Annotated in this window: 30 protein-coding genes; 9 read left to right on the forward strand and 21 right to left on the reverse strand. The window is 64.6% G+C overall.

Annotated features, from left to right (window positions below):
- From KBZ12_RS13845 to KBZ12_RS13860, 4 genes are all read right to left on the reverse strand, one after another.
- Positions 1-469, reverse strand: a 469-nt coding sequence (locus KBZ12_RS13845) for a DUF6444 domain-containing protein (RefSeq protein ID WP_254958570.1), incomplete at its 3' end; no start/stop codon positions are given.
- Between the two features lie 34 nt (positions 470-503).
- Positions 504-1,037: a DapH/DapD/GlmU-related protein gene (locus KBZ12_RS13850; protein WP_254958571.1), complete on the reverse strand. Its 534-nt coding sequence runs from the start codon at positions 1,035-1,037 to the stop codon at positions 504-506.
- A 217-nt stretch (positions 1,038-1,254) separates the two neighbouring features.
- Entirely contained in the window at positions 1,255-2,229 is a 975-nt protein-coding gene (locus KBZ12_RS13855; RefSeq protein WP_254958572.1) for a hypothetical protein, read from the reverse strand.
- A gap of 180 nt (positions 2,230-2,409) precedes the next feature.
- Positions 2,410-3,351 (reverse strand): FkbM family methyltransferase, encoded by a 942-nt coding sequence (locus tag KBZ12_RS13860; protein WP_254958573.1) that lies wholly within the window; start codon positions 3,349-3,351, stop codon positions 2,410-2,412.
- Positions 3,352-3,701: 350 nt separating this feature from the next.
- Between KBZ12_RS13860 and KBZ12_RS13865 the strand changes: the two genes are divergently transcribed.
- The 3 genes from KBZ12_RS13865 to KBZ12_RS18550 all read left to right on the forward strand — a co-directional run bounded on the left by KBZ12_RS13865 (position 3,702) and on the right by KBZ12_RS18550 (position 4,337).
- The gene (locus KBZ12_RS13865) at positions 3,702-3,854 is read left to right on the forward strand and encodes a transposase (protein WP_254958574.1); all 153 of its coding nucleotides are present in this window, start codon (positions 3,702-3,704) and stop codon (positions 3,852-3,854) included.
- Positions 3,851-4,063 carry a hypothetical protein gene (locus KBZ12_RS13870; protein WP_254958575.1) on the forward strand — a complete coding sequence of 71 codons (213 nt, stop codon included), beginning with the start codon at positions 3,851-3,853 and terminating at the stop codon, positions 4,061-4,063. The genes KBZ12_RS13865 and KBZ12_RS13870 overlap by 4 nt, the downstream gene beginning before the upstream one ends.
- Positions 4,064-4,157: 94 nt before the next feature.
- Positions 4,158-4,337: an IS3 family transposase gene (locus KBZ12_RS18550; RefSeq protein ID WP_315859429.1), complete on the forward strand. Its 180-nt coding sequence runs from the start codon at positions 4,158-4,160 to the stop codon at positions 4,335-4,337.
- Here the strand turns inward: KBZ12_RS18550 and KBZ12_RS13875 are convergent.
- From KBZ12_RS13875 to tig, 13 genes are all read right to left on the reverse strand, one after another.
- Positions 4,270-5,058, reverse strand: coding sequence for a DegT/DnrJ/EryC1/StrS family aminotransferase (locus tag KBZ12_RS13875; protein ID WP_254958576.1), 789 nt, complete (start codon positions 5,056-5,058; stop codon positions 4,270-4,272). The genes KBZ12_RS18550 and KBZ12_RS13875 overlap by 68 nt on opposite strands.
- Complete coding sequence (locus KBZ12_RS13880) at positions 5,055-5,261, reverse strand: hypothetical protein (protein WP_254958578.1); 207 nt, start codon at positions 5,259-5,261, stop codon at positions 5,055-5,057. The genes KBZ12_RS13875 and KBZ12_RS13880 overlap by 4 nt, the downstream gene beginning before the upstream one ends.
- Positions 5,262-5,907: 646 nt before the next feature.
- The gene (locus KBZ12_RS18720; protein ID WP_396101259.1) at positions 5,908-6,138 is read right to left on the reverse strand and encodes a FitA-like ribbon-helix-helix domain-containing protein; all 231 of its coding nucleotides are present in this window, start codon (positions 6,136-6,138) and stop codon (positions 5,908-5,910) included.
- A 21-nt stretch (positions 6,139-6,159) separates the two neighbouring features.
- Positions 6,160-6,498, reverse strand: a complete 339-nt coding sequence (locus tag KBZ12_RS13885; RefSeq protein WP_254958644.1) for a hypothetical protein — start codon at positions 6,496-6,498, stop codon at positions 6,160-6,162.
- Entirely contained in the window at positions 6,471-6,662 is a 192-nt protein-coding gene (locus KBZ12_RS13890; protein WP_315859428.1) for a type II toxin-antitoxin system YhaV family toxin, read from the reverse strand. The genes KBZ12_RS13885 and KBZ12_RS13890 overlap by 28 nt, the downstream gene beginning before the upstream one ends.
- 152 nt (positions 6,663-6,814) lie before the next feature.
- Complete coding sequence (locus KBZ12_RS13895; RefSeq protein WP_254958580.1) at positions 6,815-7,717, reverse strand: DUF2887 domain-containing protein; 903 nt, start codon at positions 7,715-7,717, stop codon at positions 6,815-6,817.
- 144 nt (positions 7,718-7,861) lie between these two features.
- Positions 7,862-8,155: a FitA-like ribbon-helix-helix domain-containing protein gene (locus KBZ12_RS18725; RefSeq protein ID WP_396101262.1), complete on the reverse strand. Its 294-nt coding sequence runs from the start codon at positions 8,153-8,155 to the stop codon at positions 7,862-7,864.
- A 70-nt stretch (positions 8,156-8,225) separates the two neighbouring features.
- Complete coding sequence (locus tag KBZ12_RS13905; protein ID WP_254958583.1) at positions 8,226-8,348, reverse strand: hypothetical protein; 123 nt, start codon at positions 8,346-8,348, stop codon at positions 8,226-8,228.
- A 6-nt stretch (positions 8,349-8,354) separates the two neighbouring features.
- The gene (locus KBZ12_RS13910; protein WP_254958584.1) at positions 8,355-8,693 is read right to left on the reverse strand and encodes a hypothetical protein; all 339 of its coding nucleotides are present in this window, start codon (positions 8,691-8,693) and stop codon (positions 8,355-8,357) included.
- A gap of 201 nt (positions 8,694-8,894) precedes the next feature.
- Positions 8,895-9,629 carry a lecithin retinol acyltransferase family protein gene (locus tag KBZ12_RS13915; RefSeq protein WP_254958585.1) on the reverse strand — a complete coding sequence of 245 codons (735 nt, stop codon included), beginning with the start codon at positions 9,627-9,629 and terminating at the stop codon, positions 8,895-8,897.
- 101 nt (positions 9,630-9,730) lie between these two features.
- The gene (gene clpX / locus KBZ12_RS13920; RefSeq protein ID WP_254958586.1) at positions 9,731-11,104 is read right to left on the reverse strand and encodes an ATP-dependent protease ATP-binding subunit ClpX; all 1,374 of its coding nucleotides are present in this window, start codon (positions 11,102-11,104) and stop codon (positions 9,731-9,733) included.
- Between the two features lie 62 nt (positions 11,105-11,166).
- Positions 11,167-11,793, reverse strand: coding sequence for an ATP-dependent Clp endopeptidase proteolytic subunit ClpP (gene clpP, locus KBZ12_RS13925; protein ID WP_254958641.1), 627 nt, complete (start codon positions 11,791-11,793; stop codon positions 11,167-11,169).
- A gap of 156 nt (positions 11,794-11,949) precedes the next feature.
- Positions 11,950-13,431, reverse strand: coding sequence for a trigger factor (tig, locus tag KBZ12_RS13930; RefSeq protein WP_254958587.1), 1,482 nt, complete (start codon positions 13,429-13,431; stop codon positions 11,950-11,952).
- Positions 13,432-13,636: 205 nt separating this feature from the next.
- Between tig and KBZ12_RS13935 the strand changes: the two genes are divergently transcribed.
- From KBZ12_RS13935 to KBZ12_RS13945, 3 genes are all read left to right on the forward strand, one after another.
- Complete coding sequence (locus KBZ12_RS13935; protein ID WP_254958588.1) at positions 13,637-14,719, forward strand: aspartate-semialdehyde dehydrogenase; 1,083 nt, start codon at positions 13,637-13,639, stop codon at positions 14,717-14,719.
- Positions 14,716-15,645 carry a 4-hydroxy-tetrahydrodipicolinate synthase gene (dapA, locus tag KBZ12_RS13940; RefSeq protein ID WP_396101266.1) on the forward strand — a complete coding sequence of 310 codons (930 nt, stop codon included), beginning with the start codon at positions 14,716-14,718 and terminating at the stop codon, positions 15,643-15,645. Before KBZ12_RS13935 ends, dapA begins: the two co-directional genes overlap by 4 nt.
- 77 nt (positions 15,646-15,722) lie before the next feature.
- Entirely contained in the window at positions 15,723-17,735 is a 2,013-nt protein-coding gene (locus KBZ12_RS13945; protein WP_254958589.1) for a ribonuclease J, read from the forward strand.
- A gap of 60 nt (positions 17,736-17,795) precedes the next feature.
- Here the strand turns inward: KBZ12_RS13945 and KBZ12_RS13950 are convergent, their stop codons facing one another.
- A complete protein-coding gene (locus KBZ12_RS13950) occupies positions 17,796-18,482 on the reverse strand; it encodes a hypothetical protein (protein WP_254958590.1) in 687 nt (228 codons plus the stop codon).
- Entirely contained in the window at positions 18,475-19,506 is a 1,032-nt protein-coding gene (tilS, locus tag KBZ12_RS13955; RefSeq protein ID WP_254958591.1) for a tRNA lysidine(34) synthetase TilS, read from the reverse strand. Before tilS ends, KBZ12_RS13950 begins: the two co-directional genes overlap by 8 nt.
- A 23-nt stretch (positions 19,507-19,529) precedes the next feature.
- Here tilS and KBZ12_RS13960 point away from each other — a divergent pair, with 23 nt between their 5' ends.
- From KBZ12_RS13960 to uvrB, 3 genes are read left to right on the forward strand one after another with little or no spacing between them, the layout of a single operon-like run.
- Positions 19,530-20,300: a DUF561 domain-containing protein gene (locus KBZ12_RS13960; RefSeq protein ID WP_254958592.1), complete on the forward strand. Its 771-nt coding sequence runs from the start codon at positions 19,530-19,532 to the stop codon at positions 20,298-20,300.
- 27 nt (positions 20,301-20,327) lie between these two features.
- Positions 20,328-20,750 (forward strand): phage holin family protein, encoded by a 423-nt coding sequence (locus KBZ12_RS13965; protein WP_254958593.1) that lies wholly within the window; start codon positions 20,328-20,330, stop codon positions 20,748-20,750.
- 51 nt (positions 20,751-20,801) lie between these two features.
- Complete coding sequence (uvrB, locus tag KBZ12_RS13970) at positions 20,802-22,811, forward strand: excinuclease ABC subunit UvrB (RefSeq protein ID WP_254958594.1); 2,010 nt, start codon at positions 20,802-20,804, stop codon at positions 22,809-22,811.
- Here the strand turns inward: uvrB and mscL are convergent.
- Positions 22,808-23,209: a large conductance mechanosensitive channel protein MscL gene (mscL, locus tag KBZ12_RS13975; protein ID WP_396101283.1), complete on the reverse strand. Its 402-nt coding sequence runs from the start codon at positions 23,207-23,209 to the stop codon at positions 22,808-22,810. The genes uvrB and mscL overlap by 4 nt on opposite strands.
- Positions 23,210-23,232: 23 nt before the next feature.
- Complete coding sequence (locus KBZ12_RS13980; protein ID WP_254958597.1) at positions 23,233-25,044, reverse strand: MBL fold metallo-hydrolase; 1,812 nt, start codon at positions 25,042-25,044, stop codon at positions 23,233-23,235.
- Positions 25,045-25,055: the final 11 nt, after the last annotated feature.

Genomic DNA, 25,055 nt, shown 5'->3' on the forward strand with positions numbered 1-25,055 from the left:
GGCGATGCAGACGGTGCTCGATCACCAGCGGCGTGATCGGCGGGATCTCGATCACCTGATGGCGCACGGGCGCTGGATCCTCTCCCTGCAGCAGGGTTCCGCAGCGGCGGCAGGCCTCCGGGTGGTGTTCCACCACCTCATCCACCCGCTCGATCGGCAGCAGCTCCGGCCCTGATCCAGGATGACCCGGCTGGCCGCCGAGCTTGCGGCCACTGCCCTTCCGCCGCACGGGTGGTTTAAAGCCAGGCCCATCACTGGAGGGCGGTTTGGAGGAGTTGCGCGAGCTGCGGCCGATCCGCTCCCGCAGGCTGGCCAGTTCGCTGGCCAGGGCGGTGAGTTGGCTGCGGAGCTCATCGTTCTCCTGTCTGAGAGCCTGAATCTCTTGCTGTTGAGCGAGGATCAGCGTTCTGACGCTGGCTGGTGTTGCCAGCCAATCCGCTTCTGGTATCCCGGAAGGAGGGGTGCTCATCACAGGCGGTCTCTGCCTGAGATGCAACCGGGAATCAAGCTCCCGTCAAGGGTTCAGCAGGGCTGAAGTTCGCAATGAGCCGTCCCGACCCCTGAACGGTTACGCTGATCCATACATCGTCCTCAATAATCACTGGTGCGCTGCGAACCCCGGGGAGATCCGCCCATGTTTGCGGGTGACCTGTTTCCAAAATCGCCTTGTAATGGGCAGCTCTCTTCTCTGGATCCAAGCTGTGGGCCGTTCCATCGTGGATTTGGCAGTCATGGCTGATCAGCACACGGTCTCCGATGATCACGGAGTCCATCGACCAAATGTCACTGCGATGACCTAAGTAACAGTTGTCGCCAATCACGATTTTACCGCCGTGGCGGTAGACGAGTAATTTGCCCTTAATAAAGCTGTTTTTTCCAATATCGATGGCTTCAGGATTTGATGAGAGGTTTTCAATGCAACCCTCAGCTGATATTTTTGCATTATTAGCCATGATGCAGCATTGTTCAGGCGCCACGCGTGGAACAGCCTTCTTGGGGCCGTATTTGTTGCGAATTTTTAGATACAAACTAATCATGCTCCAATTTAAGAATGGGTTTTGCAGTTGTGAATAAATCTACCACATTTTCATAGGGACAAGCCGTTGTCGTGAATTGCAAATGACGGCTAAGGCTGGCGCCAAATGAGCATAACTGAGCGCATTGCGCGCGCAAGCAACAAGTGTTAAATAGTGCTCAGCCCATGTTCGTTTTGCGTTGGCGTGTAGTTGGAACTAATGTGACCTAATCTTATGATCAGCCAAAGATGCCTTGGCTTGCCCTCTGAGCAATGCCCATAAATGTAAAATATGTTTTGAGCCAGAATTTTCTTGGAATGCTGATGGGGGTCTGGGATTCCGCGTATACTCTGGAAAATAATTTATGATCTGCTTGGCGATCTTGCAAAATGTATGATGGATGTTTGATTTCTTGGCCAATATCTTGAGTGGGAATATTGGCCATCGGTGAGTCTTGATTAAGTGTATGCACTCCTCCTTCTCCAAAGCCTATATTTTCAACTAAATTAGACTTGGGCAGGATTGCTAGTCCGCCGTTGAGAATGCAGGCATACATCCATTGGTAGGCCCACGCCGTCACGGAGTGATCAATAGAAACCTCATCCCAGCGTTTGCTCCAGTAGTTCCATTCTTCTTCAGATGCAAATACTTCCTTCAGCAGATGACCATTCTTCATTAGAGGCCAACTTTGCATTTCTGGATCGTACTGATTCCAGCAGCGCCGCCAAGAAGCCCATCCCCAGATAAATGTGAACTTACTAAAAAAGTAGCTGTAATCAGACGGCGATTCATCGCCAAGAAAGTTGTTGCCGCTGATGTGCCAAATGCGCTGATCATCTCTATAGCGTTCAAGTAAATTTTCGCAATAGCCAAAGAAGCTCGGGTGCGGCAGGCAATCATCTTCAAGGATGATTCCCTCTTCCACATGGCTGAAAAACCAGGTGATGGCGTTGGCAGGTCCGTACTTGCAGCCTTGGTTGCTATCGCTGTATCGCTTCGTTATTTCGCATGGCCAATCGATTGTTTGTTCTGCTAATAAGCGTGCTTGGGCAACTTGCTCAGCTTCTAAGCTGTTGCCTTCCCTTGGACCATCAGATGCCAAAAATATTTGGACTGGTGCGATCACGCGTAAGCTGTCCAGCACTATCTTGAGGCTGGTGCTTCGCCGCCAAAAGATAATTAATATTGGAGTGTCGAAATTATTTTTACTCATCAATGGCGCCCCCTGGCTTGACCCAGTAATCTTAGGCGATTTTTATGAAATGTCAACAAAAGTTCACCGCTCTAGAGCGCTATTCGTCTCTAGTTGCCAGATATCTTGGACCCTGCCAGAAGCTTGAGCATCTGATGAGTTTATGACTAAGTCACTTTGTTGAGATTTGTCTAGTCCTGCTTAGGCATCCCGTAAAACCGAGGTTTCACGACGCATAAAAGCTATATTCTGGAATGCATAAATTTCGGTTTCCACGATCGGTAGGCTTTTGAGTGGCAGAAGATCTCCGCCTGGCAGCAAGCGAAATGGTTCATAATCAGGGCCAATCTCGCGAGATATATTGTAAAAGGATGAGCCTGAGACTGCATTCATTTCATTGAATTCAATGAGAATGGCTTTTGGCTTGTGTCTGCGGATTGTTTCCCTTGAGCCTTGAAGCGCGCTTAATTCATGCCCTTCTATGTCTATCTTAATTAAAGTTACTTCGGAGTTAGTGCTTGCTAGTTCAGTGTCGATTGTCGTTTGGTAGATTCTGATTGCTTTGGCATCAGCACCGTGGATGTTTTCTAGAACTTCTTTGTATAAGCTTGCATGGGAGCTTCCGGATTCTTCGGCATAATCCCAGATAACTGCTTCTTTGCATTCATTCCCGACTGCCTTCTCAATCAAAGACCATCGTTCTCTGTAATCGCGCAAGTTGGTTCGGCATTCAACACACGCAGATGGATTTGGCTCAAATGAAATTACTTTTGAATATTTTGTAGAGCTAAGGGCCCATAAAGAAAAATTTCCTATATTTGCTCCGGCGTCAATGATTAAGTGGTTTTCAGCGTCATTGCCTTCCATCAGCGTTTTAATAAAGCCTAGCTCGCCAGAGTCTTCGGGGTTTTTGTAGTTGAGTATTCCCAGTCCTCTTAAGCTTGTTATGAGTAAAAAGCGGTGTTTGTTGGCGTTGCGGAGTCCGCCATATTTTCTGGCGTAACGATCAAAGCCATCATCCCCATTCCCTATGCTTAAAAATGCAAGCCTGACAAAAAATGGCATCGCTCTTAATGCTTTTATGTAGAATGATATTTGTTGCATCAATTTTAACTGCTTTTTGGTGTTTGTTTTGGCAATCATTTTAAGACCTAGGGCTAGGAAATGAGATTTTTTTGGCCGTGAAGTTATGTCGAAAGCGTGTGCAAAATCGCATTAGCATTTCTAAATTGACTGGCGACGAAGTCTCGGTGTTCATGAAGGTCATGATCTGTTTTAAATTGTGGAATTTTTGCATTGCGCACCTACGCAATGCAAGCGGGTGAGGAATCCGCTTCAAGTTGCGTGCAGTGCTTTGGTAGATTTTTCAATTCTATTATGATTTTACAAGATTGGTGCCCAGTGTCAACTACACGAGGTGGTCTGGCTTTTCTGGACAGCCCCCATCGTTAACCTCTGAGGCGGGGCACCGTCCCTGAAAGGGGCTCCCACCGATGAGCAAGCGCCGCACCCACAGTCCCGTGTTCAAGGCCAGGGTCGCCATGGAGGCGATCAGTGGCCGCAAGACGATCCAGGAGATCGCCGCCGACCATGCCATCGGGGTTGCGCAATGCAGCGCACCTTCCGGTGCGACCCAATCCAGGTGAGCCAGTGGAAGCGGCAGCTGCTCGATGGAGCCAGCGAGCTGTTCATCAGGGGCAAGCAAACTAAGGACAAGGACGCGGGGCAGGCCAAGGAGGCTGAGCTGTTCCAGCAGATCGGCCGGCTCCAGATTGAGCTGGAGTGGCTCAAAAAAAGTCTCAGCTGCTCTGATGCCCGTGAACCTGCGCAAGCTGGTCGATCACGACCACCCTGATCTCAGCGTCAGCCGCCAATGCGTGTTGCTGGGTCTGGCTCGATCCACGCTGTACTACCGGCCCATACCGGTGCGGGAATACACACTGCAGATCATGGCAAGAATCGATGTTCTCTACCTGAAATATCCCTGCAGCGGCAGCCGCCGGATGGTGGACTATCTGGCCATAGATGGGATCCCGATCAGCCGTGACCGAGTGCGAAACCTCATGCAGCGCATGGGTTTACGGACGATCTACCAGAAACCGCGCACCACGGTCCCTGGTCATCCATGAACATCGGCACCGCGCCCACCTGCACGATCGGCGCCACGGTGGTGGGGAAGCCTGCCGCCACCGTGATCACCTCATCGCCGGGCCGGATCCGCTTGGCTTCCGGCAGCTTTGGCGAGGTGAGTGCCGAGATCGCCACCAGGTTGGCGCTGGAGCCGGAATTCACCAACAGGCTGTGGCGCACCCCCAGGAAGGCGGCCAGCTCCTTCTCCATGGCGGCACCTTCGGAGCCGAGGGTGAGCCAGAAATCGAGAGTGGCGGACACCGCTGCCTCCACCTCCTCTTCGCCGAAAACCCGTCCGGCATAAGGGATGGTGCTGCCCTCCTGCCACGAAGTCCGTGCCGGATCGGCGGCGGGGCGGAAGGAGCCATGGCGCAGCCTGGAAAACTGGCGTGTGTTGGCCAGGGCCAAGGCTCTGTGCACCTCCGCCAGCTTGTGCGTGGACAGACGTACCCCCACAGGCCTCAACAGCGACTCATGGATCATCAGGCTGTGCCCGAGACGCAAATAAGAGGTTGTCTTGAGCTGGCCTTCTGAAAGATCGGCCGACGTAACGGAAACCGCCAACTCGGAAGGGCCGCGGCTGGTGACCTTCAGAACACGGAGATCACCCTGAGCATCTGGCTCCTGCAGCACCAGAGCTGGCCGGCGCTTGCTGCTCGAGCGGTCGGTAAACGGCCAGTCGATCACCACGAACTGACCGCTCCAGGCGGGGGAACTCATAGGTGGAACAGTTCCTCTGCGTCTTCGTCCTCGGCGCCGCGCAGGAAGGAAGGCATCTGCAGATCCACCTCCTCACGGCGCTCGCGATCCAGATTGATCAGATCTGAGGCAGTGAACAGCACGATCTCCTCACCCTCAGGCAGGGAGCTCGCGCCCTGCAGCACCTCCACGGCTTCGCCAACGCGCTTCACAGTGACACTCATGGGGTAGGAATCTTCTGGTAGAGGGCCAAGTCTGCCTCGCACCATTCAAGGGCAAAACTCGCCCCCTCCTGCACCTGCCTGTACCAGCCCACGGTGCGTTCCACGGTGGTGGCGAAACCCTAGCGGGGGGATCCAGCCCAGTTGGTGGTGGGCCTTGTCGACCACCAGGTTGAGCAGGCTGGCCTCGTGGGGGGGGCAACTTTCCTGCGCCTCCCCCTGCCATCTCAGCGGGCACGGTCCTCACGGATCAGCTCCTCAGGGCTTGGATCGAAGACAGTGGCGCCCGCCGCAATGGCATGTGCCTGAAGATCGGCGAGGGCCTGCCGGCGACGCTCGTGGCCATCGCCGCCATCGGAAGGAGCAAACTCCCTCCCACCAGATTGAATGAATGCGGCCGATGCGGCCCTCTCGGCGTAGGGCGGCGGGATCGGTCATGGACACAGCTTGAGGGATTCTTTGCTTCGGCGGCAGGGATGGCCGATGCAATCAGCCAATCAATCTTGGCTCTGCCAGACAGCCAAGCAACGCGGCTGCCTTGGCGAGTTGCTTGGCTGCAGTGATCAACCGAGCACCATGCTTTAGCGCGAGAGCAAGGTAACTTGCGTCATACACACTCACCGACAGGACCAGGGCTTGATCAAGCGCTTCAGCGGTTGCGGACGCCCTGAATGTCGTCAGCTAGATCAGAAAAATTGCGCCCGGCAAGGACTGAGCGCCATTGCCGGGCCCGCTCTACAGCACCCACCTGGGAGTAACGCACCTCCCGCTCAATCAGGAGCCTCACCTGCTCTTGCATGCTGCGGTGGTTGCGGATGGCGAGCTGCCGCAAGCCCTCATAGACCTGATCCGACAGCCCTCGAAGGCTCAGTGATGGCATGCAGCTCCTATTGGACTGATCTCAGTATGCCATCGAAAAACAGGATGGGCCGGTACCCGGGTGGGGTGCTACGGCCGGTTGATTCAGGCCCGCAGCCTCTGGCCGGCAGCGCGGTGGCTGTGGGCGAACCTGCGGCAACGCTGCAGGGTGCGCCTGATTGTGTTCAGGCTGAAATCGTGCAGGCGATCCATTGGAGTGAGGGGTCGGACATGCAGGAGTGGTGGGCTGCGGGGGCAGGTAGAAGAGTTCTTCCGCGTCTTCGTCTTCATCACCACGGATGAAGGTCGGCATCTGTAGATCCAGCATGGTGCGGCGCTCCTGATTGTCTTCCTTCAGCTCATCGCTGGATAACATCTGCATCCCCCTTCTGCTTCAAACGGCCGGAAGAACAGGCGGTAGCGATTCGGCAGCCCCATGCCCTTCAGGCGCCCACAACGTCGCAGGGGTCCGCTGAGAGCAAATCGGCTGGCATAAGGATCAACGGCGATCGTCTCCTTGCTGCGGGCGGGAGCGGCGCTCACCACCGCGACCGGTGAGATGACACGGTTGGCGGCAGGAGGCTGAGCGGCTCGTTCGGGCTGGAGCTATTGGCGGCTCAGGTCCAAGTCAGTCGTGTTGCCTCAGGCCATTGTTCGCTTTAGAGGCATTGGCGGTACCCGATGTGGTGTGGTGGGGCTCAGGCGTTGGCTGCCAGCCAGCTGCTCAGGTCGGCCGGGCCCTGGAAGTCGAGCAGGGCGTCGGCCAGGGCTTCCAACTTATCCCCTGGTAAGGCCTGGATCTGGGCGGTGGTGGCGCCAGTGAGGTGGCCGCAGCGGCGGTTGAGTTGGCGGAGGGTGACCGCTGCTTCGCCCTCAAGGCGGCCCTCTTGGCGGCCCTCCTGGCGACCCTCGGCCAGCCAGTCCTGCACGGCGCGGGTGTGGCGGATTTCTTCTCGGGGGATACCGACGATCACCATGATTTCTGCCTCACTGAGTTGGGGAAACCGTTGAACCAGCATAGGCAGCACAACCGTGTCCAGATCCGGGCGGCTGGCGAGGATCTGCTGACAGCAAGCCGGCAGCTCGCTCTCAGGTCGCACTGGCAGAGTGAGCAGGTTGAGCAGCGGGTCGAGATCCGCCTGCTGGCTCAGGGCCTCCAGGCTGATGGAGCGCACCTCTTCCAAAAACATCCGCAGATGTCGCGGCGGCTGGACTGGCCCCAGCGTGTGCCGCTGGTGCCGCGTGATCACCACCACCTCCAGGTGCACGACCTGCGGGTGTCGCTGCAGAAAGCGGTAGGTCTGCGCTGCCAGCCGGTGGTGGAAACCTGAATCCGGGTGCATCTGCACCTCCAGCAGCACCACGGGGAATTCAGGGCTGCCGGTTTCGGCGCAGCCGGTGCTTTCCCTCGGCCAGAGCACGCCGTCGAGGCGGTGGCTCAGCTCTTTGATTTCGAGGGCCTCAAAGCGATAGAGCCGATCCCCGGGAGCGGCAGGATCGAGGCTGAATGCGGTAGCCGCGGCGGCTGAGCCGGGTAGAAGCGCGCGAATCAGGTCGGGGGCGCTCTGGAAGACGCGGTAGTACCAGCGGTCAGTGTTCAAGAGCAGCAACCCTGGCTGGCGAAAAGGTAGCTGTGGCTTGGGGTTGGGGCTGCAGCCCGTGCGGGGCCTGGTGCAAGTGGAGCCTCGATGGCGGCAGGAGGCTCAGCGGCTTGTTCGGGCTGGGGTTCCTGGCTGCTCATCATCTCAGCGCGCACGGTCCTCACGGATCAGCTCTTCAGGGCTTGGATCGAAGACAGGGGTGCCCGCCGCAAGGGCAAGGGCCTGAAGATCGACGATGGCCTGCCGGCGACGCTCGCGGCCATCGCCGCCACAAGCCTGCTGCAGATCACTAAGCGCCTGCTGGCTAAGGCTGCGATGGTTCTGGCGGGCCCTGAGTTGCAGCATCTGGTGCAGAGGATCAGGAAGATCGCGGATCTGAAGGATTGCCATCCGAAAACCTGTGTGTGGAACGATCCGGTGCATGCGGTTTACCTGCATTTCGCCTGCTCAAAACGCCTCCAGATCCGCTAGGCAGGCCGCCATCGTCGACGCCTGCCCCTCCTGCCCCTCAATCCCTCACCAACAAAAACCCCTCCAACTCCCGCCCGATCACCTCCCGATTCAGCTCCGCCTGCACCCGGAAAAGCACCTGGCGGCCTTCGCTCTGCTCGATCGGGCAGAACTCCTCCACCAGGTGTTAGGGGGGGCGGTTGGTGTAGTCGTCGAACAGGATGGGGGTGCCGGTTTCGGCGGCCAGCTGGGAGTGCAGGAAGCAGGCCACCCGGAAGCGGCCATCGATCAGCACCAGATTGGGTTTCACCGAGCCGTGCCGCCAGGGGGAGTGCACGTAGTCGCCGAAGCGGTGGCGGTGGCGGTGGCGGTAGGTGGTGGGATAGCCCCAGTCGCCGAGTTCGCCGAGATCGATCGCTTCGATCGTGATCCGTTCGGCCTGGTCGGCCGTGGCCTCGCGCACCTTCGCGATCCAAGCGGGTGAGGAATCCACGGCCAGGATGCGGGCCTTGCTGTGGTGGGCCACCCAGATCGTGGAGCTGCCGCTGCCGTATTCGCCATAGACGCTGCAAGCGGCGAGCTCCTGGCGGAACAGCCTGTCGTCGCCCTCGAACAGGGGGGTGGTGGGTGCCTGCTGGGCGACGTGCTCATGCTGTTAAGGATCGGGTTGGGAGAAGGATTCGGCCGCATGGGCTGTCGCCCGCGCCTTGCCGGCTTGCAGAGGATGTCAGAGCTCGGGACCCTGCAGCCGCACCTGGCTCAACCCCGGCAGGTTGGGTGTTGGGCCGGCGCCCTCCTTGCCCTTCAGCATCCCCTCCAGCCGGGCCTCCAGCTCCTCCACCTGGCTGAGCTGGTCCGCCAGCTTCTGGGCGGCGAGGCGCAGCTGCACGAACTGATCACTCGGTTGCTCGTTGCTGCCCCAGCGCAGTTCGGCCTTGGCCAGTTCCTCCTCCAGCTTGCCCTGCAGCTTGGCGCGCAGACCATCGAGCTGCTCGAGGGTCTTCAGGGCCAGATCCTTTCCCTTCTCGATATGGTCCGGCTCCAGGGTGATGCTCTGGCGCAGCAGCATTCGCACACCGGTGAGCAGGGCCGCCGGCACGAACTGGCCGAAGGCCAGGGCGCCGAGGCTGCCGGTGTGAAGCCAGTCCTCCACCTGGGAGCTGCGGTGGCGGCCGGTCTTGCACCAGTGGGCGAAGTGCTCGCAGTTGTTGAACAGCAGGTTGTAGTTCTGCTCGCCCAGGCGGCCCATCGCCCGCCGCACGGTGACCCCCGGCGCTGAGACCTCCTCCTCCGGGTACGCCACCACCGTGATCGGCTGGCTGCGGCTGAACTCTTCGAGCGGACTGCGCAGGATGGCGCGCCCTTCCAGGTAGTGGGCCACCGTGCCGTCGCCCAGGTCGATGCCGTGGTGGTTGAACAGGCCGTGCTGGCGGGGGGCCTGCAGGTGGTCGGCGAGGGCCAAGGCGTGGCAACAACAGAATCTTCAGCTTCGCGCCGCCGTGGTGCTGCTACGCGATGGCGCCGGGTACGGATGGCCGCTCCGGGGCGCCTGCAGGGGGCAGCTCAGGCCGTGGCCTGTTCCCCCCGGTGGCCGTCGAGGTCGGCGGCGGCACTGATCGGCAGCACCTTGGCCTTGCTGCGTTGCTCCACCAGCTCCCGGGTGATGGTGAAGGTCTGCACATCGCGGCGGGAGGGCAGGTCGTACATGACGTCGAGCATCAGTTCCTCGACGATGCCCCGCAGGGCCCGGGCGCCGGTCTTGCGGCGGTGGGCTTCGGCGGCGATGGCCTCGACGGCGCCCGGTTCGAACTCAAGCCGCACGTTGTCCATGCTCAGCAGGGTCTGGAACTGCTTGACCAGGGCGTCGCGCGGTTCGGTGAGGATCGCCTCCAGGGCGCTGGTGTCGAGGGGTTCGAGCACCGCGCTCACCGGCAACCGGCCGATGAACTCGGGAATCAGGCCATAGCGGACCAGATCCTCCGGTTCGAGGTGGCGCATCACTTCACTCGACTGCTTGTCCTTGCCGGTTCGCACCCGGCTGCGGCCGTCGGCGGGCAGGAAGCCGATGGCGTTGCGGCCCATCCGCTTCTGGACCAGGTCGTCCAGACCCACGAAGGCGCCACCGCAGATGAACAGCACCTGGCTGGTGTCGATCTGAATGCAGTCCTGGTAGGGGTGCTTGCGGCCGCCCTGGGGGGGCACGTTGGCGACGGTGCCCTCCAGCATCTTGAGCAGGGCCTGCTGCACCCCCTCTCCGGAGACATCGCGGGTGATCGAGGGGTTTTCGCTCTTGCGGGCGATCTTGTCGATCTCGTCGATGTAGATGATGCCGCGCTGGGCCTGTTCGACGTCGAGGTCGGCCTTCTGGAGCAGGCGCAGCAGGATATTCTCCACGTCTTCGCCCACATAGCCGGCTTCGGTGAGGGTGGTGGCATCGGCCACGGCGAAGGGCACGTCGAGCATCTCCGCCAGGGACTGGGCCAGGAGCGTCTTGCCGCACCCCGTCGGCCCGATCAGCAGGATGTTCGACTTGTGCAGCCGGGTGGCGGTCTGGTCGGTTTCCCCCTTGCCGTCCCCTTGCCAGGCCAGGCGTTTGTAGTGGTTGTAGACGGCCACGGCCAGCACCTTCTTGGCCTCTTCCTGGCCCACGACCTGCTGGTCGAGGAAGGTCTTGATCTCCTGGGGCCTGGGGATGGTGGCCAGGGTTGGGGCGGGTTTGGCCGATTTCTTCGCCGGGGCCTTGCGGCCACCATCGGCGGCGGGCCTGCCCTGGGGCCCGGGCCCGTGGTGTTCAACGAGTTCCTCATCGAGGATCTCGTTGCAGAGATCAATGCATTCGTCGCAGATGTAGACGCCCGGCCCGGCGATCAGCTTGCGCACCTGTTCCTGGGACTTGCCGCAGAAGGAGCACTTCAGGTGGGCGTCGAACTTGGCCATCGGCGAGGAGGCAGCGGGAGCGGCGGTGGTCGCCCAGGAGGAGGCTGTGGTGGGGCGACGTCCTAGGGGACGGCAGGGGCTGGGGCGTCATCGACCACCCGGTCGATGAGTCCGTATTCAACCGCTTCCGCCGGGGAAAGGAAGTAGTCGCGGTCGGTATCTTCAGCGATCTTGTCGAGCGGCTGGCCGGTGTGCTCGGCCATCAGTCCGTTGAGCGTGTCCTTGAGGAACAGGATCTCGCGGGCCTGGATCTCGATGTCCACCGCCTGGCCCTGGGCACCCCCGAGGGGCTGGTGGATCATGATCCGGGCATTGGGCAGGGCCATCCGCTTGCCGGGAGCCCCGCCGGTGAGCAGGAAGGCCCCCATGCTGGCGGCAAGGCCGTAACAGATGGTCACCACATCCGGGGCCACCTGCTGCATGGTGTCGTAGATCGCCAGGCCGGAGGTGACCGAACCGCCCGGGGAGTTGATGTAAATCTGGATGTCCTTCTCGGGATCCTCGGCTTCCAGGAACAGCAGCTGGGCCACCAGGGAATCGGCCACCTGATCGTCGATGCCGGTGCCCAGAAAGATGATCCGCTCCCGCAGCAGCCGGGAATAGATGTCGAAGGCCCGGTCGCCGCGGCCGGACTGCTCCACCACTGTGGGCAGCACCCCGGGAGCGGCGGAGGGGCTCGGAGCGACCATGCCATTCCAGGGAAGTGGCCCCTGCCAGAGGTTGCTCACGGGGTGGGGCCGTGACCCCGACGGGCCCGCCAGGTCGGCAGGCAGCCAGTCGGGGATCAGGGGCGAGGGGGCGTCGATCACGCGGATTCGCTGGCGGACGTGGGGAGTGGCTTCAATCTATGGCTGGGTGTCTTCCTCCTGAGCCTTGCTGCCCCCGGCAGCGGCGGCGCCCTTCTTCGCTTTGGCCGCGGCCTTCGTGGCTTTTGGCTGCTTCTCCGTGGCGGATTCGCTGGAGCTGTCGCTGGGGTCTGGGGCCTCGTCAACCGCCGGGGCCTTGTCGGTGATCGTGCTGTTGGCCTCGAGCCACTCCAGCAGCTTCTCCTTCAGCAGGTCCTCGGCCACGGCCAGCCGCAGCCGCTCGGGGTCGATGGCGGCACTGTCGCTCAGGCCCTTGCGGATCTCGGCCAGCCTGGCCTCCAGGTCGGCGGCGGCCACCTCGATCTTCTCGGCCGCGGCCAGGGCCTTGAGCGCCAGGCTGCGCCGCAGGCGCTGCTCGGCTTCGGGCCGGGAGGTGTCCATGAGACTGCGCACCAGATCGGGCGTGAACAGCTTCTTGACGTCCATGCCCTGCTGGGAGATCTGACCGGCGGTCTGCTCGATCAGGTTGCGCACCTCCTGCTGGATCAGGGTCTCGGGCAGCTCCACCTCCAGCTCCTCCACCAGGACCGCCAGCAGGGCCTCGTGGCGGTTGGCGCGATGGCGGCGCTCAGCGTCGTCCCGCAGGCGCTGCTCCAGGTCGGCGCGCAGTTCGGCCAGGGTCGGCTTGTCGCTGGCCTGCTGGGCGAAGGCATCGTCGAGGGCGGGGAGTTCCCGGGTCTTGAGTTCCAGCAGGGTGATGGCGAAGCGGGCCTCCCGGCCGGCCGCCTGCTCCTGGGGGTAGCTGTCGGGGAAGCGGCAGCTCACGTCGCGGCTGTCGCCGACGGCCATGCCGACGATGCCGGCCACGAAGCCGGGGATCATGCGGCCCTCCTCCAGTTCCACTTCCATCCCCTCGCTGCTGCCGCCCTCGATGGCCTCGCCGTTGTCGACGAAGCTGCCGCTGAAGGCGATCTGGGCCACGTCACCGTCGGCGGCGGCCCGATCCTCCACCGGCACCAGGGTGGCCAGCTGGCGGCGCGACTGCTCGATCAGCTCGTCGACCCGGGCGGGGTCGAAGGGAACCGGCTCGGCTTCGGCCGTGAAGCCCTTGGTGCTGCGGAGGGTGGGGATGGGCTCCACGTCCATCTCCAGGGTGATCGTGAGCTCCTCGCCCGGGTTGAAGCGCTGCAGGACCAGCTCGAAGGCCTCGTTCAGTTCGGGCCGGCCGATGGCCTCGATGGCCTCCTGCTGCATCGCCTCCCGCACGACGGCGTCCACCAGGTCCTCGAGGGCGGTGGCGCGGATGCGCAGCGGTCCGATCTGCTGCAGGAGCACCGGCCGGGGCACCCGTCCCTTGCGGAAGCCGGGCAGCTTGACGCTGCGGCTCAGCTTCTCCAGGGCGGCGTCGTAGCTCTTCTGGCTGCGCCCCGCAGGCACGGCGACCTCCAGCGCCAGACGGCTTCCGGGGCGCGGGGAGGTGGTCACCCGGAGGTTGGCTTCGGTGCTGGCGGCAGGACTCATGAAACGGGGCTCGCTTCGGGCAGCCCCCCATCCTAGAAACTGGCCGTTTCGGACCTCTGCCACGTATTGTGCGATCGACGCAACGGCGCGCCCATATCTCCAACTGAACACTCCTTTCCGGCCTCAGGCCGGTGGTTTTGTTTCAGGGTCCCGTTTCCGCAGTCCCCTTCCCGACCCCGTCCCGCCACCTGTTCCTTTCCCCCCGTTGACCGTCTCAGCGACCCTGTCTTCCCTTTCGCGCCAGCTGCCTTCCAGGCCGCTGCGCATCGCCATCCTCGGCGCCACGGGAGCCGTGGGCCAGGAGCTCCTGGCCCTGCTGCAGGAACGGGGCTTCCCGGTGGCGGAACTGCTGCCACTGGCTTCCCCCCGTTCCGCCGGCCAGGAACTCGACTGGCGGGGTGACCGCCTCCAGGTGCGGCCCGTCGGGCCCGGGGCCTTCGAGGGCATCGACCTGGTGCTGGCCTCGGCCGGGGGTTCGGTGTCCCGGCAGTGGGCTCCGGTGGCGGTGGCGGCCGGCGCCGTGGTGATCGACAACTCCAGTGCCTTCCGCATGGATCCGGCGGTGCCCCTGGTGGTGCCTGAGGTGAATCCCCAGGCCGCCTTCACCCATGACGGCATCATCGCCAATCCCAACTGCACCACGATCCTGCTGACGCTGGCCCTGGCGCCCCTGGCGGCCCGGCGCCCGATCCGCCGGGTCGTGATCAGCACCTACCAGTCGGCCAGCGGCGCCGGCGCCCGCGCCATGGAGGAACTGCGCCAGCTGAGCCGCACGGTGCTCGATGGCGGCGAGCCGGTGAGCGCCGTGCTGCCCCATTCGTTGGCCTTCAACCTCTTCCTGCACAATTCGCCCCTGGAGCCCAGCGGCTACTGCGAGGAGGAGCTCAAGATGCTCCACGAAACCCGCAAAATCATGGGGCTCCCTCAGCTGCGCCTGACGGCCACCTGCGTGCGGGTGCCTGTCCTGCGGGCCCATTCCGAAGCCGTCAACATCGAATTCGAGGAGCCCTTTCCCGTGGCGGAGGCCCGCAAGCTGTTGGCGGCCGCCCCTGGCGTGGAGCTGATCGAGAACTTCGAGACCAACCGCTTCCCCATGCCCACCGACGTCACCGGTCGGGATGCGGTGGCCGTGGGCCGCATCCGCCAGGACCTCAGCGATCCCCGGGCCCTGGAGCTGTGGCTCTGCGGTGACCAGATCCGCAAGGGGGCGGCCCTCAACGCCATCCAGATCGCCGAACTGCTGCGCGAACCCGCCGCGGCGGCTCCGGGCCCAGGAGGTGCCGTTTGAGCACGGCCACCCTGCTGGCGCCAAGCACGGCCCCCTCGCCCGAGGCCCCCTTCGGCCGCCTGCTCACCGCCATGGTGACCCCCTTCCAACCGGACGGTGCCGTCGATCTCGAGCTGGCGGCCCGGCTGGCGGACCATCTGGTCAGCAACGGATCCGATGGGCTGGTGCTGTGTGGCACCACCGGCGAATCACCCACCCTCTCCTGGCAGGAGCAGCACGCGTTGTTCGCCGCCGTGAAGGGTGCCGTTGGCACGCGCGCCCGCCTGCTGGCGGGCAGCGGCAGCAACTGCACGGCCGAGGCGGTGGAAGCCACCGCTGAGGCGGCCGCCCTCGGCGCCGATGGCGCCCTGGTGGTGGTGCCCTACTACAACAAGCCTCCCCAGGAGGGCCTGGAAGCCCATTTCCGGGCCGTGGCCCAGGCCGCTCCTGAGCTGCCCCTGATGCTTTACAACATTCCTGGCCGCACCGGTTGCAGCCTGGCACCGGACACCACAGCCCGCCTGCTGGATCAGACCAACGTGGTGGGTTTCAAGGCCGCCAGCGGCACCACCGAAGAGGTCAGCAGGCTGCGGGAGCTCTGCGGCGACCGCCTGGCGATCTACAGCGGCGATGACGCCCTCACCCTGCCGATGCTGGCGGTGGGCGCCGTGGGTGTGGTGAGCGTGGCCAGCCATCTGGTGGGCCCCCAGATCCGGGCCATGCTCCTGGCCTACCTGAGCGGCGATGTCGCCGCAGCCCAGGACGCGCACCAGCAGCTGCTGCCCCTGTGCCGGGCGTTGTTCTGCACCACCAATCCGATCCCCGTCAAAGCCGCCCTTGAGATCAGCGGCTGGCCGGTGGGTGCCCCCCGACTTCCCCTTCTTTCCGCCGATACCGACGTGCGACAGCGCCTTTCCTCGATCCTGGCCGCCCTGCGTCCCACCTGACGCCAAGGCTGATTTCCAGAGTCACATCCGCTTCCGCTTCCCGTTCCTTTCCATCGCCACCCTGAGTCCCTAACTACATGTCCAGTCAGAACGTCAATCCCATCGTCCGCTCCGGCAACGGCGCCAAAGCCAAGCATCAGGGCCTGCGCGTCATTCCGCTGGGCGGCCTGCACGAGATTGGCAAGAACACCTGCGTCTTCGAATACGGCGATGAGCTGATGCTCGTCGATGCCGGCCTCGCCTTCCCCAGCGACGGCATGCACGGCGTCAATGTGGTGATGCCCGACACCAGCTATCTGCGCGAGAACCAGAAGCGCATCCGCGGCATGGTGGTCACCCATGGCCACGAAGATCACATCGGCGGCATTCCCCACCACCTCAAGAACTTCAACATCCCGATCATCTACGGCCCCCGGCTGGCGATGTCGATGTTGCAGGGGAAGATGGAGGAGGCGGGCGTCACGGACCGCACCACGATCCAGACGGTTGGCCCGCGGGATGTGGTGCACGTCGGCCAGCACTTCAAGGTCGAATTCATCCGTAACACCCACTCGATGGCCGACAGCTTCACGCTGGCCATCACCACGCCCGTTGGCGTGATCGTCTTCACCGGCGACTTCAAGTTCGACCACACCCCCGTCGATGGCGAGACCTTCGACATCCAGCGCCTGGCCCATTACGGCGAGCAGGGTGTGCTGTGCCTGTTCAGCGATTCCACCAACGCCGAGATCCCTGGTTTCACCCCACCGGAACGGTCCGTGTTCCCGAACCTGGATCGCCACATCAGCCAGGCGGAAGGCCGGGTGATCATCACCACCTTCGCCAGTTCGATTCATCGGGTTTCGATGATTCTCGAACTGGCGATGAAGAATGGCCGCAAGGTTGGTCTGCTGGGCCGCTCGATGCTCAACGTGATCGCCAAGGCCCGGGAGCTCGGCTACATGCGTGCCCCTGATGATCTGTTCGTTCCCATCAAGCAGATCCGCGACCTGCCCGACCGCGAAACCCTCCTCCTGATGACCGGCAGCCAGGGCGAACCGCTGGCGGCCCTCAGCCGCATCTCCCGCGGCGAGCACCCCCAGGTTCAGGTCAAGTCCACCGACACGATCATTTTTTCTGCCAGCCCCATCCCCGGCAACACCATCTCGGTGGTGAACACCATCGACCGACTGATGATGATGGGCGCCAAGGTGGTCTACGGCAAGGGCGAGGGCATCCACGTCTCCGGACACGGTTGCCAGGAGGACCACAAGCTGATGCTGGCGCTGGCCAAGCCGAAATTCTTCGTGCCCGTGCATGGCGAGCACCGCATGCTCGTCTGCCATTCCAAGACGGCGCAGTCGATGGGTGTGCCGGCCGATCACATCCTGATCATCGACAACGGCGACGTGGTGGAACTCACCTCCGACACCATCAACAAGGGCGAGCCTGTCAAGGCCGGCATCGAGCTGCTGGATGCTTCGCGCAACGGCATCGTCGATGCTCGGGTGCTCAAGGAACGCCAGCAACTGGCTGAGGACGGTGTGATCACCCTGCTGGCGGTGATCACCACCGATGGCGTGATGGCGGCACCGCCACGGGTGAATCTGCGCGGTGTGGTCACCGCCGCCGATGCCCGCAAGCTCTCCGTCTGGGCCGAACGGGAAATCACCTGGGTGCTGGAGAATCGCTGGAACCAGCTCGCCCGTAACACCGGTGGCAAGGCTCCGGACGTCGACTGGGTGGGTGTGCAACGGGAGGTGGAGCTGGGCCTGCAGCGCCGCCTGCGCCGCGAGCTGCAGGTGGATCCGCTGATCATCTGCCTGGTGCAGCCCGCTCCGGCCGGCACCCCGGCCTACAAGGGCCGGGCCGATGCCGAGCCCGACACCCGTCCGGCGACCCGCGGCGGACGCAGGGATGGCGGTGGCCGTCAGGCGGCCGCCGCCGTGCCCCAGCGCCAGCTGGTGACGGCCGCCGCCGCTGCGGCTCCGGCGGCCACCATGGCGGCGCCGGTCCCGGCACCTGCAACGGTTGTCACCAAGGCCCCCCCTGAGGAGCCGGAACCCACCGGTCGCGTTCGCCGCCGTCGCTCCGCCGCCTCGGCGGGCTGATCGCCGGTCTCCCTCTGGCTGGGGCCCGCCCGGGGCCCCGGCTGCGGGGTTGCCTGGGCCTCAGCCGATGCTGACCAGCATCAGGCCTCGGAGCAGGTCCTCATCGGCCTTGTCCTGGGACGCCGTGGCACTGATGGGTTCCTGCCAGGCGAGCTCCACGTCCTCGGCAAGGGATGGATCGGCCTGGAGCAGTTCGATCAGTTCGGGCTCCTCAACCACGTCCGGAATCAACGAGGGCTCGCTCCAGGGGGCGGCCGGTGTCACTGCCGGAACCTCCCCGGTGGGCACCACCGTCTCCAGATCGCCGCTGGGGGCTGGTGTGGCCGGCGATTGGCTCAGCCATGGGGCCGCGGCGCCGCTCACCGCCTGGGCGGGGGAGGTGGAGCTGGGCGCGATCAGGGCTGTCGCGGCTGCCTCCGTGGCCTGCACGGCGGGCGTCTCTGCAATGGCGCACTGTTTCAAGCCCTGCTCGGCGATCCTGATGAGGGCGGCTTCGCTGCTCTGGGCCGCCACGGCTGCGTAGTAGCCGACGGCTGCGGTCCTTTCTGTGTAGCCGTAGAGCTGGGTATGACCCAGCAGCAGCTGCAGCCGCATCTGCAACCCGACGACCTGGGTGTTGTCCGATGCCTGGAGCTGCTGCAGCAGCTCCTCACCGTCCTGCAGCACGGTGGCCCATTGTTCTTTTGAGTAGGCCTGCTCGATCACCGCGTAGCGCTGGGCGGCTTCGTTGGCGGTGGTCTCAGCCATGGAGCGCGTCAGGAGTTCGGACCCACAGTGTGCTGCGATCCCAGTGCAGTTGCCATCCTCTGGCCAGATCCAGACGGCCTGGATCCCCCCCGCGGCCCAACCGGCTCACCAGGGTGTCGAGGTTTTTCGCACCCGGGTCGCTGCCCAGGTGGCGATGCAGCCAGTGCTGCAGCAGCCGGCGCTGGCTGGCCGGGGCCAGGCTGAGCAGCCGACCGCGCTGCAGCCCACCGGGTGTCCCTTCGGCCTCCAGGGCCCCCAGGGCCAGCTCCAGCAGCTCCGTTTCCGCTTCAAACTGCTGCTCCAGCCGCTCCGCCTGGGCACTGATCCGCCGGCTGGCTCCCGGGTGGAGGGCCTCCAGCACCGGCATCACCTCGGCGCGCAGTCGGTTGCGGGCGAAGCGCAGGTCGGCGTTGCTGCTGTCCTCCCAGACCGGCAGATGGCGTTCCCGGCAGAGGCGGCCGGTGTCGGCGCGGTCAAACACCAGCAGGGGGCGGGCCAGCCGCAGGGCGCCGGCCTCCGGGCCCAGGGGGCGGCTGGCCCGCAGGCTGGAGAGGCCCCGCAGGTGGCTGCCCCGGGCCAGGTTGAGCAGCACCGTTTCGGCCCGGTCGCTGGCGGTGTGGCCCGTGACCACGTGGGTGCAGTGCCAGCGGAGCGCCGCCTCGGCCAGGCGGCCGTAGCGCCAGTCCCGGGCCTCGGCTTCGCTGAGCGGCACCGGATCGGCCTGATCGAGCTGCAGGGCCAGTCCCTGGCTCCGGGCCCATTGCTGCAGTTCCCAGGCCTGGTGTGCGGCGTCGGGGCGCCAGCCGTGGTCTCCGTGCCATAGCTGCAGACGCCAGCCATGCAGAGGTTGCAGGTCGTGCAGGAGGGTGGTCAGGGCCATCGAATCCTGCCCGCCGGACACGGCCAGCAGCAGGGACGCCCCCGCCGGCAGCAGGCAGGGGTGCCGCAGCAGGTGGCGGTGCAGGCGCGTCTGGTCGCTGCCCCAGGGCCGCCGCGGCTGACTTGGGTCGGGTGGGAGAATCACGTCACGCTTCCATTCGTCCGCCGATGTCCCGTCTCTCCAGCCTGCCCACCGCCCTGCAGCAGGCGATTCGCCAGGGGCGGGCGCTGAAGGTCATCGCTGGACTGGATAACTTCGACGCGGCCCGTGTGCAGCAGGTGGTCAGGGCCGCTGCCGCCGGTGGCGCCGACCTGGTGGATCTGGCCTGTGACCCCACCCTGGTGCGCCTGGCCGTGGCGCTGGCTCCGCAGCTGCCGATCTGCGTCTCGGCGGTGGATCCGGCCCTGTTCCCCCCAGCCGTGGCGGCCGGAGCGGCCATGGTGGAGATCGGCAACTACGACAGCTTCTATCCCCAGGGGCGTGTCTTCGGTGCCGAGGAGGTGCTGGGGCTCACCCGCCGCACCCGGGAGCTGCTGCCGGAAACGGTGCTCTCGGTCACCGTGCCCCACACCATGCCCCTTGACGGCCAGGAACGGCTGGCGGTGGAGCTGGTGGCCGCGGGCGCAGATCTGATTCAGACCGAGGGCGGAACCAGCTCCCGTCCCCTCAGCGCCGGCGCCCTGGGCCTGATCGAAAAGGCCGCCCCGACCCTGGCGGCCGCCCATGCCATCAGCCGGGCGGTGGCCGTGCCGGTGCTGTGTGCCTCCGGCCTGTCTGCCGTCACGGTGCCGATGGCCCTGGCCGCCGGTGCCGCCGGTGTCGGGGTCGGCTCCGCCGTCAACCGCCTCGATGACGAACTCGCCATGGTGGCCGTGGTGCGTGCCCTGCGGGAAGCGTTGCCCGCGGCGGTTGTTGTTCATGGCGAACGGCTTCAGTAATCTGGTTGAGCTTCTGCTCTACCTCCCATGGGCTCGCTTGTCTGGCTTCTGCAATGGCCGATCCGGGCCCTCATTCTGCTCCTGGTGTCCTGGTTGCCCCTGGGGGTGGAGATGGCCAGCTTCCCGGTCGCCCTCCTGTCGGCCGTCGTCATCGGTCTGCTGGGCACGCTGCTGATCTGGCCGCTGAAGCTGATTCTTGGGCCGATCTGGGCTGTCACCTCCCTGGGGGGCCTCATCAGCCCGGTGTCGTTCCTGTTCAACTGGCTGATCACGATCATCCTGTTCGGCCTGGCCGCCTGGTTGATCAAGGGCTTCCAGCTCAAGAACGGTCTGGTCAGCGCCATCCTCGGGGCCTTGGTCTACAGCGTTCTGAGCACAGTCGTGCTGCGCTTTCTCGGCCTGGAGATTCCCTTCACCCGGGCGATGGCGGCCACCACCGGCCTGGGCTGATCGGTTTTCCCCGCCGAGCCGTTCCCCGGGGGTGAACGCCAGAATGGCCTGATGCCATTTCAGCTTCACGCCCCCTACGTGCCCAAGGGTGACCAACCCACCGCCATCGAAGCGATGGTGAAGGGCGTTGACGACGGGGAACGCTTCCAGACCCTGCTGGGGGCCACCGGCACCGGCAAGACCTTCTCGATCGCCAACGTGATCGCCCGCACGGGGCGTCCCACCCTGGTGCTGGCCCACAACAAGACGCTGGCGGCCCAGCTCTGCAACGAGCTGCGGGAATTTTTCCCCCACAATGCCGTCGAATACTTCATCTCCTATTACGACTACTACCAGCCCGAGGCCTACGTTCCCGTCTCGGACACCTACATCGCCAAGACCGCCTCGATCAACGAGGAGATCGACATGTTGCGGCACTCGGCCACCCGGTCGCTGTTCGAGCGCCGCGATGTGATCGTCGTGGCCTCGATCAGCTGCATCTACGGCCTGGGCATCCCTTCGGAATACCTCAAGGCCGCCGTCAAGTTCGAGGTGGGCGACAAGTTGGATCTGCGCGGCTCCCTGCGGGATCTGGTCAACAACCAGTACTCCCGCAACGACATCGAGATCAGCCGCGGTCGCTTCCGGGTGCGGGGCGATGTGCTCGAGATCGGACCCGCCTACGAAGACCGGCTGGTGCGGATCGAGCTGTTCGGCGATGAGGTGGAGGCGATCCGCTACGTGGATCCCACCACCGGCGAAATCCTCCAGAGCCTGGAGACCATCAACATCTACCCGGCCAAGCACTTCGTGACGCCCAAGGAGCGGCTGCAGGGGGCGATCCAGGCGATCCGGGCCGAACTGCGCGAACGCCTGGATGTGCTCAACGGCCAGGGTCGGCTGCTGGAGGCCCAGCGCCTGGAGCAGCGCACCACCTACGACCTGGAGATGCTGGAGCAGGTGGGCTACTGCAACGGGGTCGAGAACTACGCCCGGCACCTGGCCGGTCGGGAGGCCGGCACCCCGCCCGAGTGCCTGATCGATTACTTCCCCGACGACTGGCTGCTGGTGGTGGATGAGAGCCACGTGACCTGCTCCCAGCTGCAGGCCATGTACAACGGCGACCAGAGCCGCAAGCAGGTGCTGATCGAGCACGGCTTCCGGCTGCCCAGCGCGGCCGACAACCGGCCCCTCAAGGGGGACGAGTTCTGGACCAAGGCCCGCCAGACCATCTTCGTCTCGGCCACCCCCGGCGCCTGGGAGCTGGCCCAGAGCCAGGGCCAGGTGGTGCAGCAGGTCATCCGCCCCACCGGCGTTCTCGACCCGATCGTGGAGGTGCGCCCCTCCGAGGGCCAGATCGATGATCTGCTCGGCGAGATCCGGGTGCGGGCCGATCGCCAGGAGCGGGTGCTGGTCACCACCCTCACCAAGCGCATGGCGGAGGACCTCACCGATTACCTGGCCGAGAACGGGGTGCGGGTGCGCTATCTGCACTCGGAGATCCATTCGATCGAGCGGATCGAGATCATCCAGGATCTGCGCAACGGCGCCTACGACGTGCTCGTGGGCGTCAACCTGCTGCGGGAGGGTCTCGACCTGCCCGAGGTGTCCCTGGTGGCGATCCTCGACGCTGACAAGGAGGGCTTCCTGCGGGCGGAACGCTCCCTCATCCAGACGATCGGCCGGGCGGCGCGCCACATCGATGGGGTGGCCCTCCTCTATGCCGACAACCTCACCGACTCGATGGCCAAGGCGATCTCCGAGACGGAGCGGCGCCGGGTGATTCAGCACGCCTACAACGAGCGCCACGGAATCACGCCCACCCCCGCCGGCAAGCGGGCGGGCAACTCGATCCTCACCTTCCTCGAGCTCTCACGCCGACTCAGTGACGACCAGCTGGAAGAGGCGGCCGACCAGGCCGAGCACAACGCGGTCTCCCTCGATGCGTTGCCCGAACTGATCAGGCAGCTGGAGGAGAAGATGAAGGTGGCGGCGAAGAGCCTGGAGTTCGAGGAGGCCGCCAACCTGCGCGACCGGATCAAGAACCTGCGCCAGAAGCTGGTGGGACGCCCCGCGGCCTAGAGCGCCCGCCGTTCCAGGGCTTCGGCCAGGCGGTTGGCGGCGGCCGCCAGCTCGGCCTGGGGGTCGGGCCCGGCATCGGCGGCCTTGATCTCCTCCTGGCGTTTCATCGCCTCGATGGCCCGCACGATCAGGAACACCACGAAGGCGATCACCAGGAAGTTGATCAGGGCCACGATCACCGCCCCGGCAGGCCAGGCACTGATCGAATTCACCTGCGCCGCCTTCAGGGCCGGCTCCAGCAAGCTCGTCATCACCAGACTGACGATGGCATCGACCACCTTGCCGAAGGCACCGCCGATCACCACGGCCACCGCCAGATCGACCACGTTGCCCTTGTTGATGAAATCCTTGAAGTCGCTCAGAAAGGAGGCGGTGGCGCGCCGGGCCATGGGAATGATTCAACAATGCCGCCCTTTCTACTTCATGGTTGAGGGGAGATCTCCAGCAGCACCAGGTCGCGCAGGTCGTGGAGCAGGGAGAGCTCGGTGCCGCTGAGCTGACGCGGGCGGGTGTCGATCAGGCACAGCGTGCCCAGGCAGGTGCCGTCCGCGAGGATCAGGGGCGAGCCGGCGTAGAAGCGGATCCGGGGCTCACCGAGCACCAGCGGATTCTCGGCGAAGCGCTCGTCGAGCCAGGTGTCCGCCACCAGCAGGTCCGAGCGCTGGAGGACCGCATGGGTGCAGAAGGCCAGGTCGCGGGAGGTCTGGCAGGTGGCCAGGCCATGGCAGGACTTGAACCACTGCCGCTCGGCATCGATCAGGCTGATCAGGGCGATCGGCACATCGAAGGCGGCCGCGGCGATCCGGGTGAGCCGGTCGAAGCGCTCCTCCCGCTCCGTGTCCAGCAGGCCCAGCTCCGCCAGCCGCCGCAGGCGCCGTTCTTCGTCCTGCGGGGGCCGGGCCCGCTGCCAGCGGCAGGGGGTGCGCAGGCTCCAGGCCCGGATCCTGGCCCGCAGGAAGCTCTCGGAGACGGGCAGCACCAGCCACTCGCTGACCAGGGGATCGTCGTAGCGGGCCTGCTCCTGGATGGCCGCCAGCATCACGACGGGGATCTCGGCCATCGCCGTGGCCGGGGACTCCTGAAGCCTGCGGACCAGCCCGGGGCCATCGCGGACGGGGAGCGCCTGCTCCAGCAGCAGCAGGGACGCCCCGTCGCGCTCGAGACGCTGCTTCAGGTCGGCTTCGCCGCTGGCCACTTGGAAGGGCAGGCCCTCGAGGCGCAGGGCGGTGGTGAGGGCCGCCTCCAGATCCCTGTCCGTCACCCAGACCAGGGCCGGAGGACCGCCGGGATCGCCGCTGTGTGCTCCGGGGCTGGACTCGGCCCCCGCTTCAGCTGAAGGGGCGCCGGCTGTGGCGTCCGGGGTGCGGGGGGTGGTGCGCAGCACCAGCCCCTCCGAAGCCGCCATCACCTCCAGGGGGGAGCCCCGGTCGGCCAGATCGGCGCGCACCCGGGCCAGGATCAGATCGATGGCTGCATCGTTGCGCAGGGGATCGTGGTGGGTGAGCACCAGCCGGGCCACCCCGGCCTCCTCGCAGAGGCGCACGGCGTACTCCACCGAGCTGTGGCCCCAGCCGAGCTTGGCGGGGAACTCCAGGGCCGTGTACTGGGCGTCGTGGATCACCAGGTCGGCCCCCTCGATGAACTCGGCGTAGTGCAGGTCCTGGCCGGAGAGCGGACCGATGCCGCTGGCCAGTTCGGGCGCGTGGGGTTCGTGGTCGCAGCAGTAAATGACCGTGGCCCCGTCCGCCTGCAGCCGGTAGGCCAGGGTGAGGGCGGGATGGTTGAGGTGGTGGGTCGTCACCGTCACCTCGCCGATGCGGAAGGTGCCGACGCCCAGATCGTGGTAGCGGATCGAGGCGGCGAACTGGTCGAGGGTGACCGGGAAGTAGGCGTGCTGCATCTGGCCGGAGAGCACGCTGCGCAGGCTGCCCGAGAGGCCGCTGGGTCCGTAGACGTCCCAGGCGTGGCCGGGGGAGAAGAAGGGGGCGAAGAAGGGAAAGCCCTGGATGTGGTCCCAGTGGGTGTGGCTGATCAGCAGCGACCCCTCCATGCCGTCGGGACGCTCCTGCATCAGGGCCTGCCCCAGGCCGTGGGCGCCGGTGCCGCAGTCGATCACCAGCAGGGTGCCGGCGCCGGAGCGGACCTCCACACAGGAGGTATTGCCGCCGAAGCGGAGGGTGTCCGGGCCGGGCTTGGCGATCGACCCGCGGGTTCCCCAGAACCGGACCAACATGCCCCGTTCCT

Source organism: Cyanobium sp. Cruz CV13-4-11, from assembly GCF_024346055.1.
In the GTDB taxonomy this organism is placed as follows: Bacteria; Cyanobacteriota; Cyanobacteriia; order PCC-6307; family Cyanobiaceae; genus Cyanobium.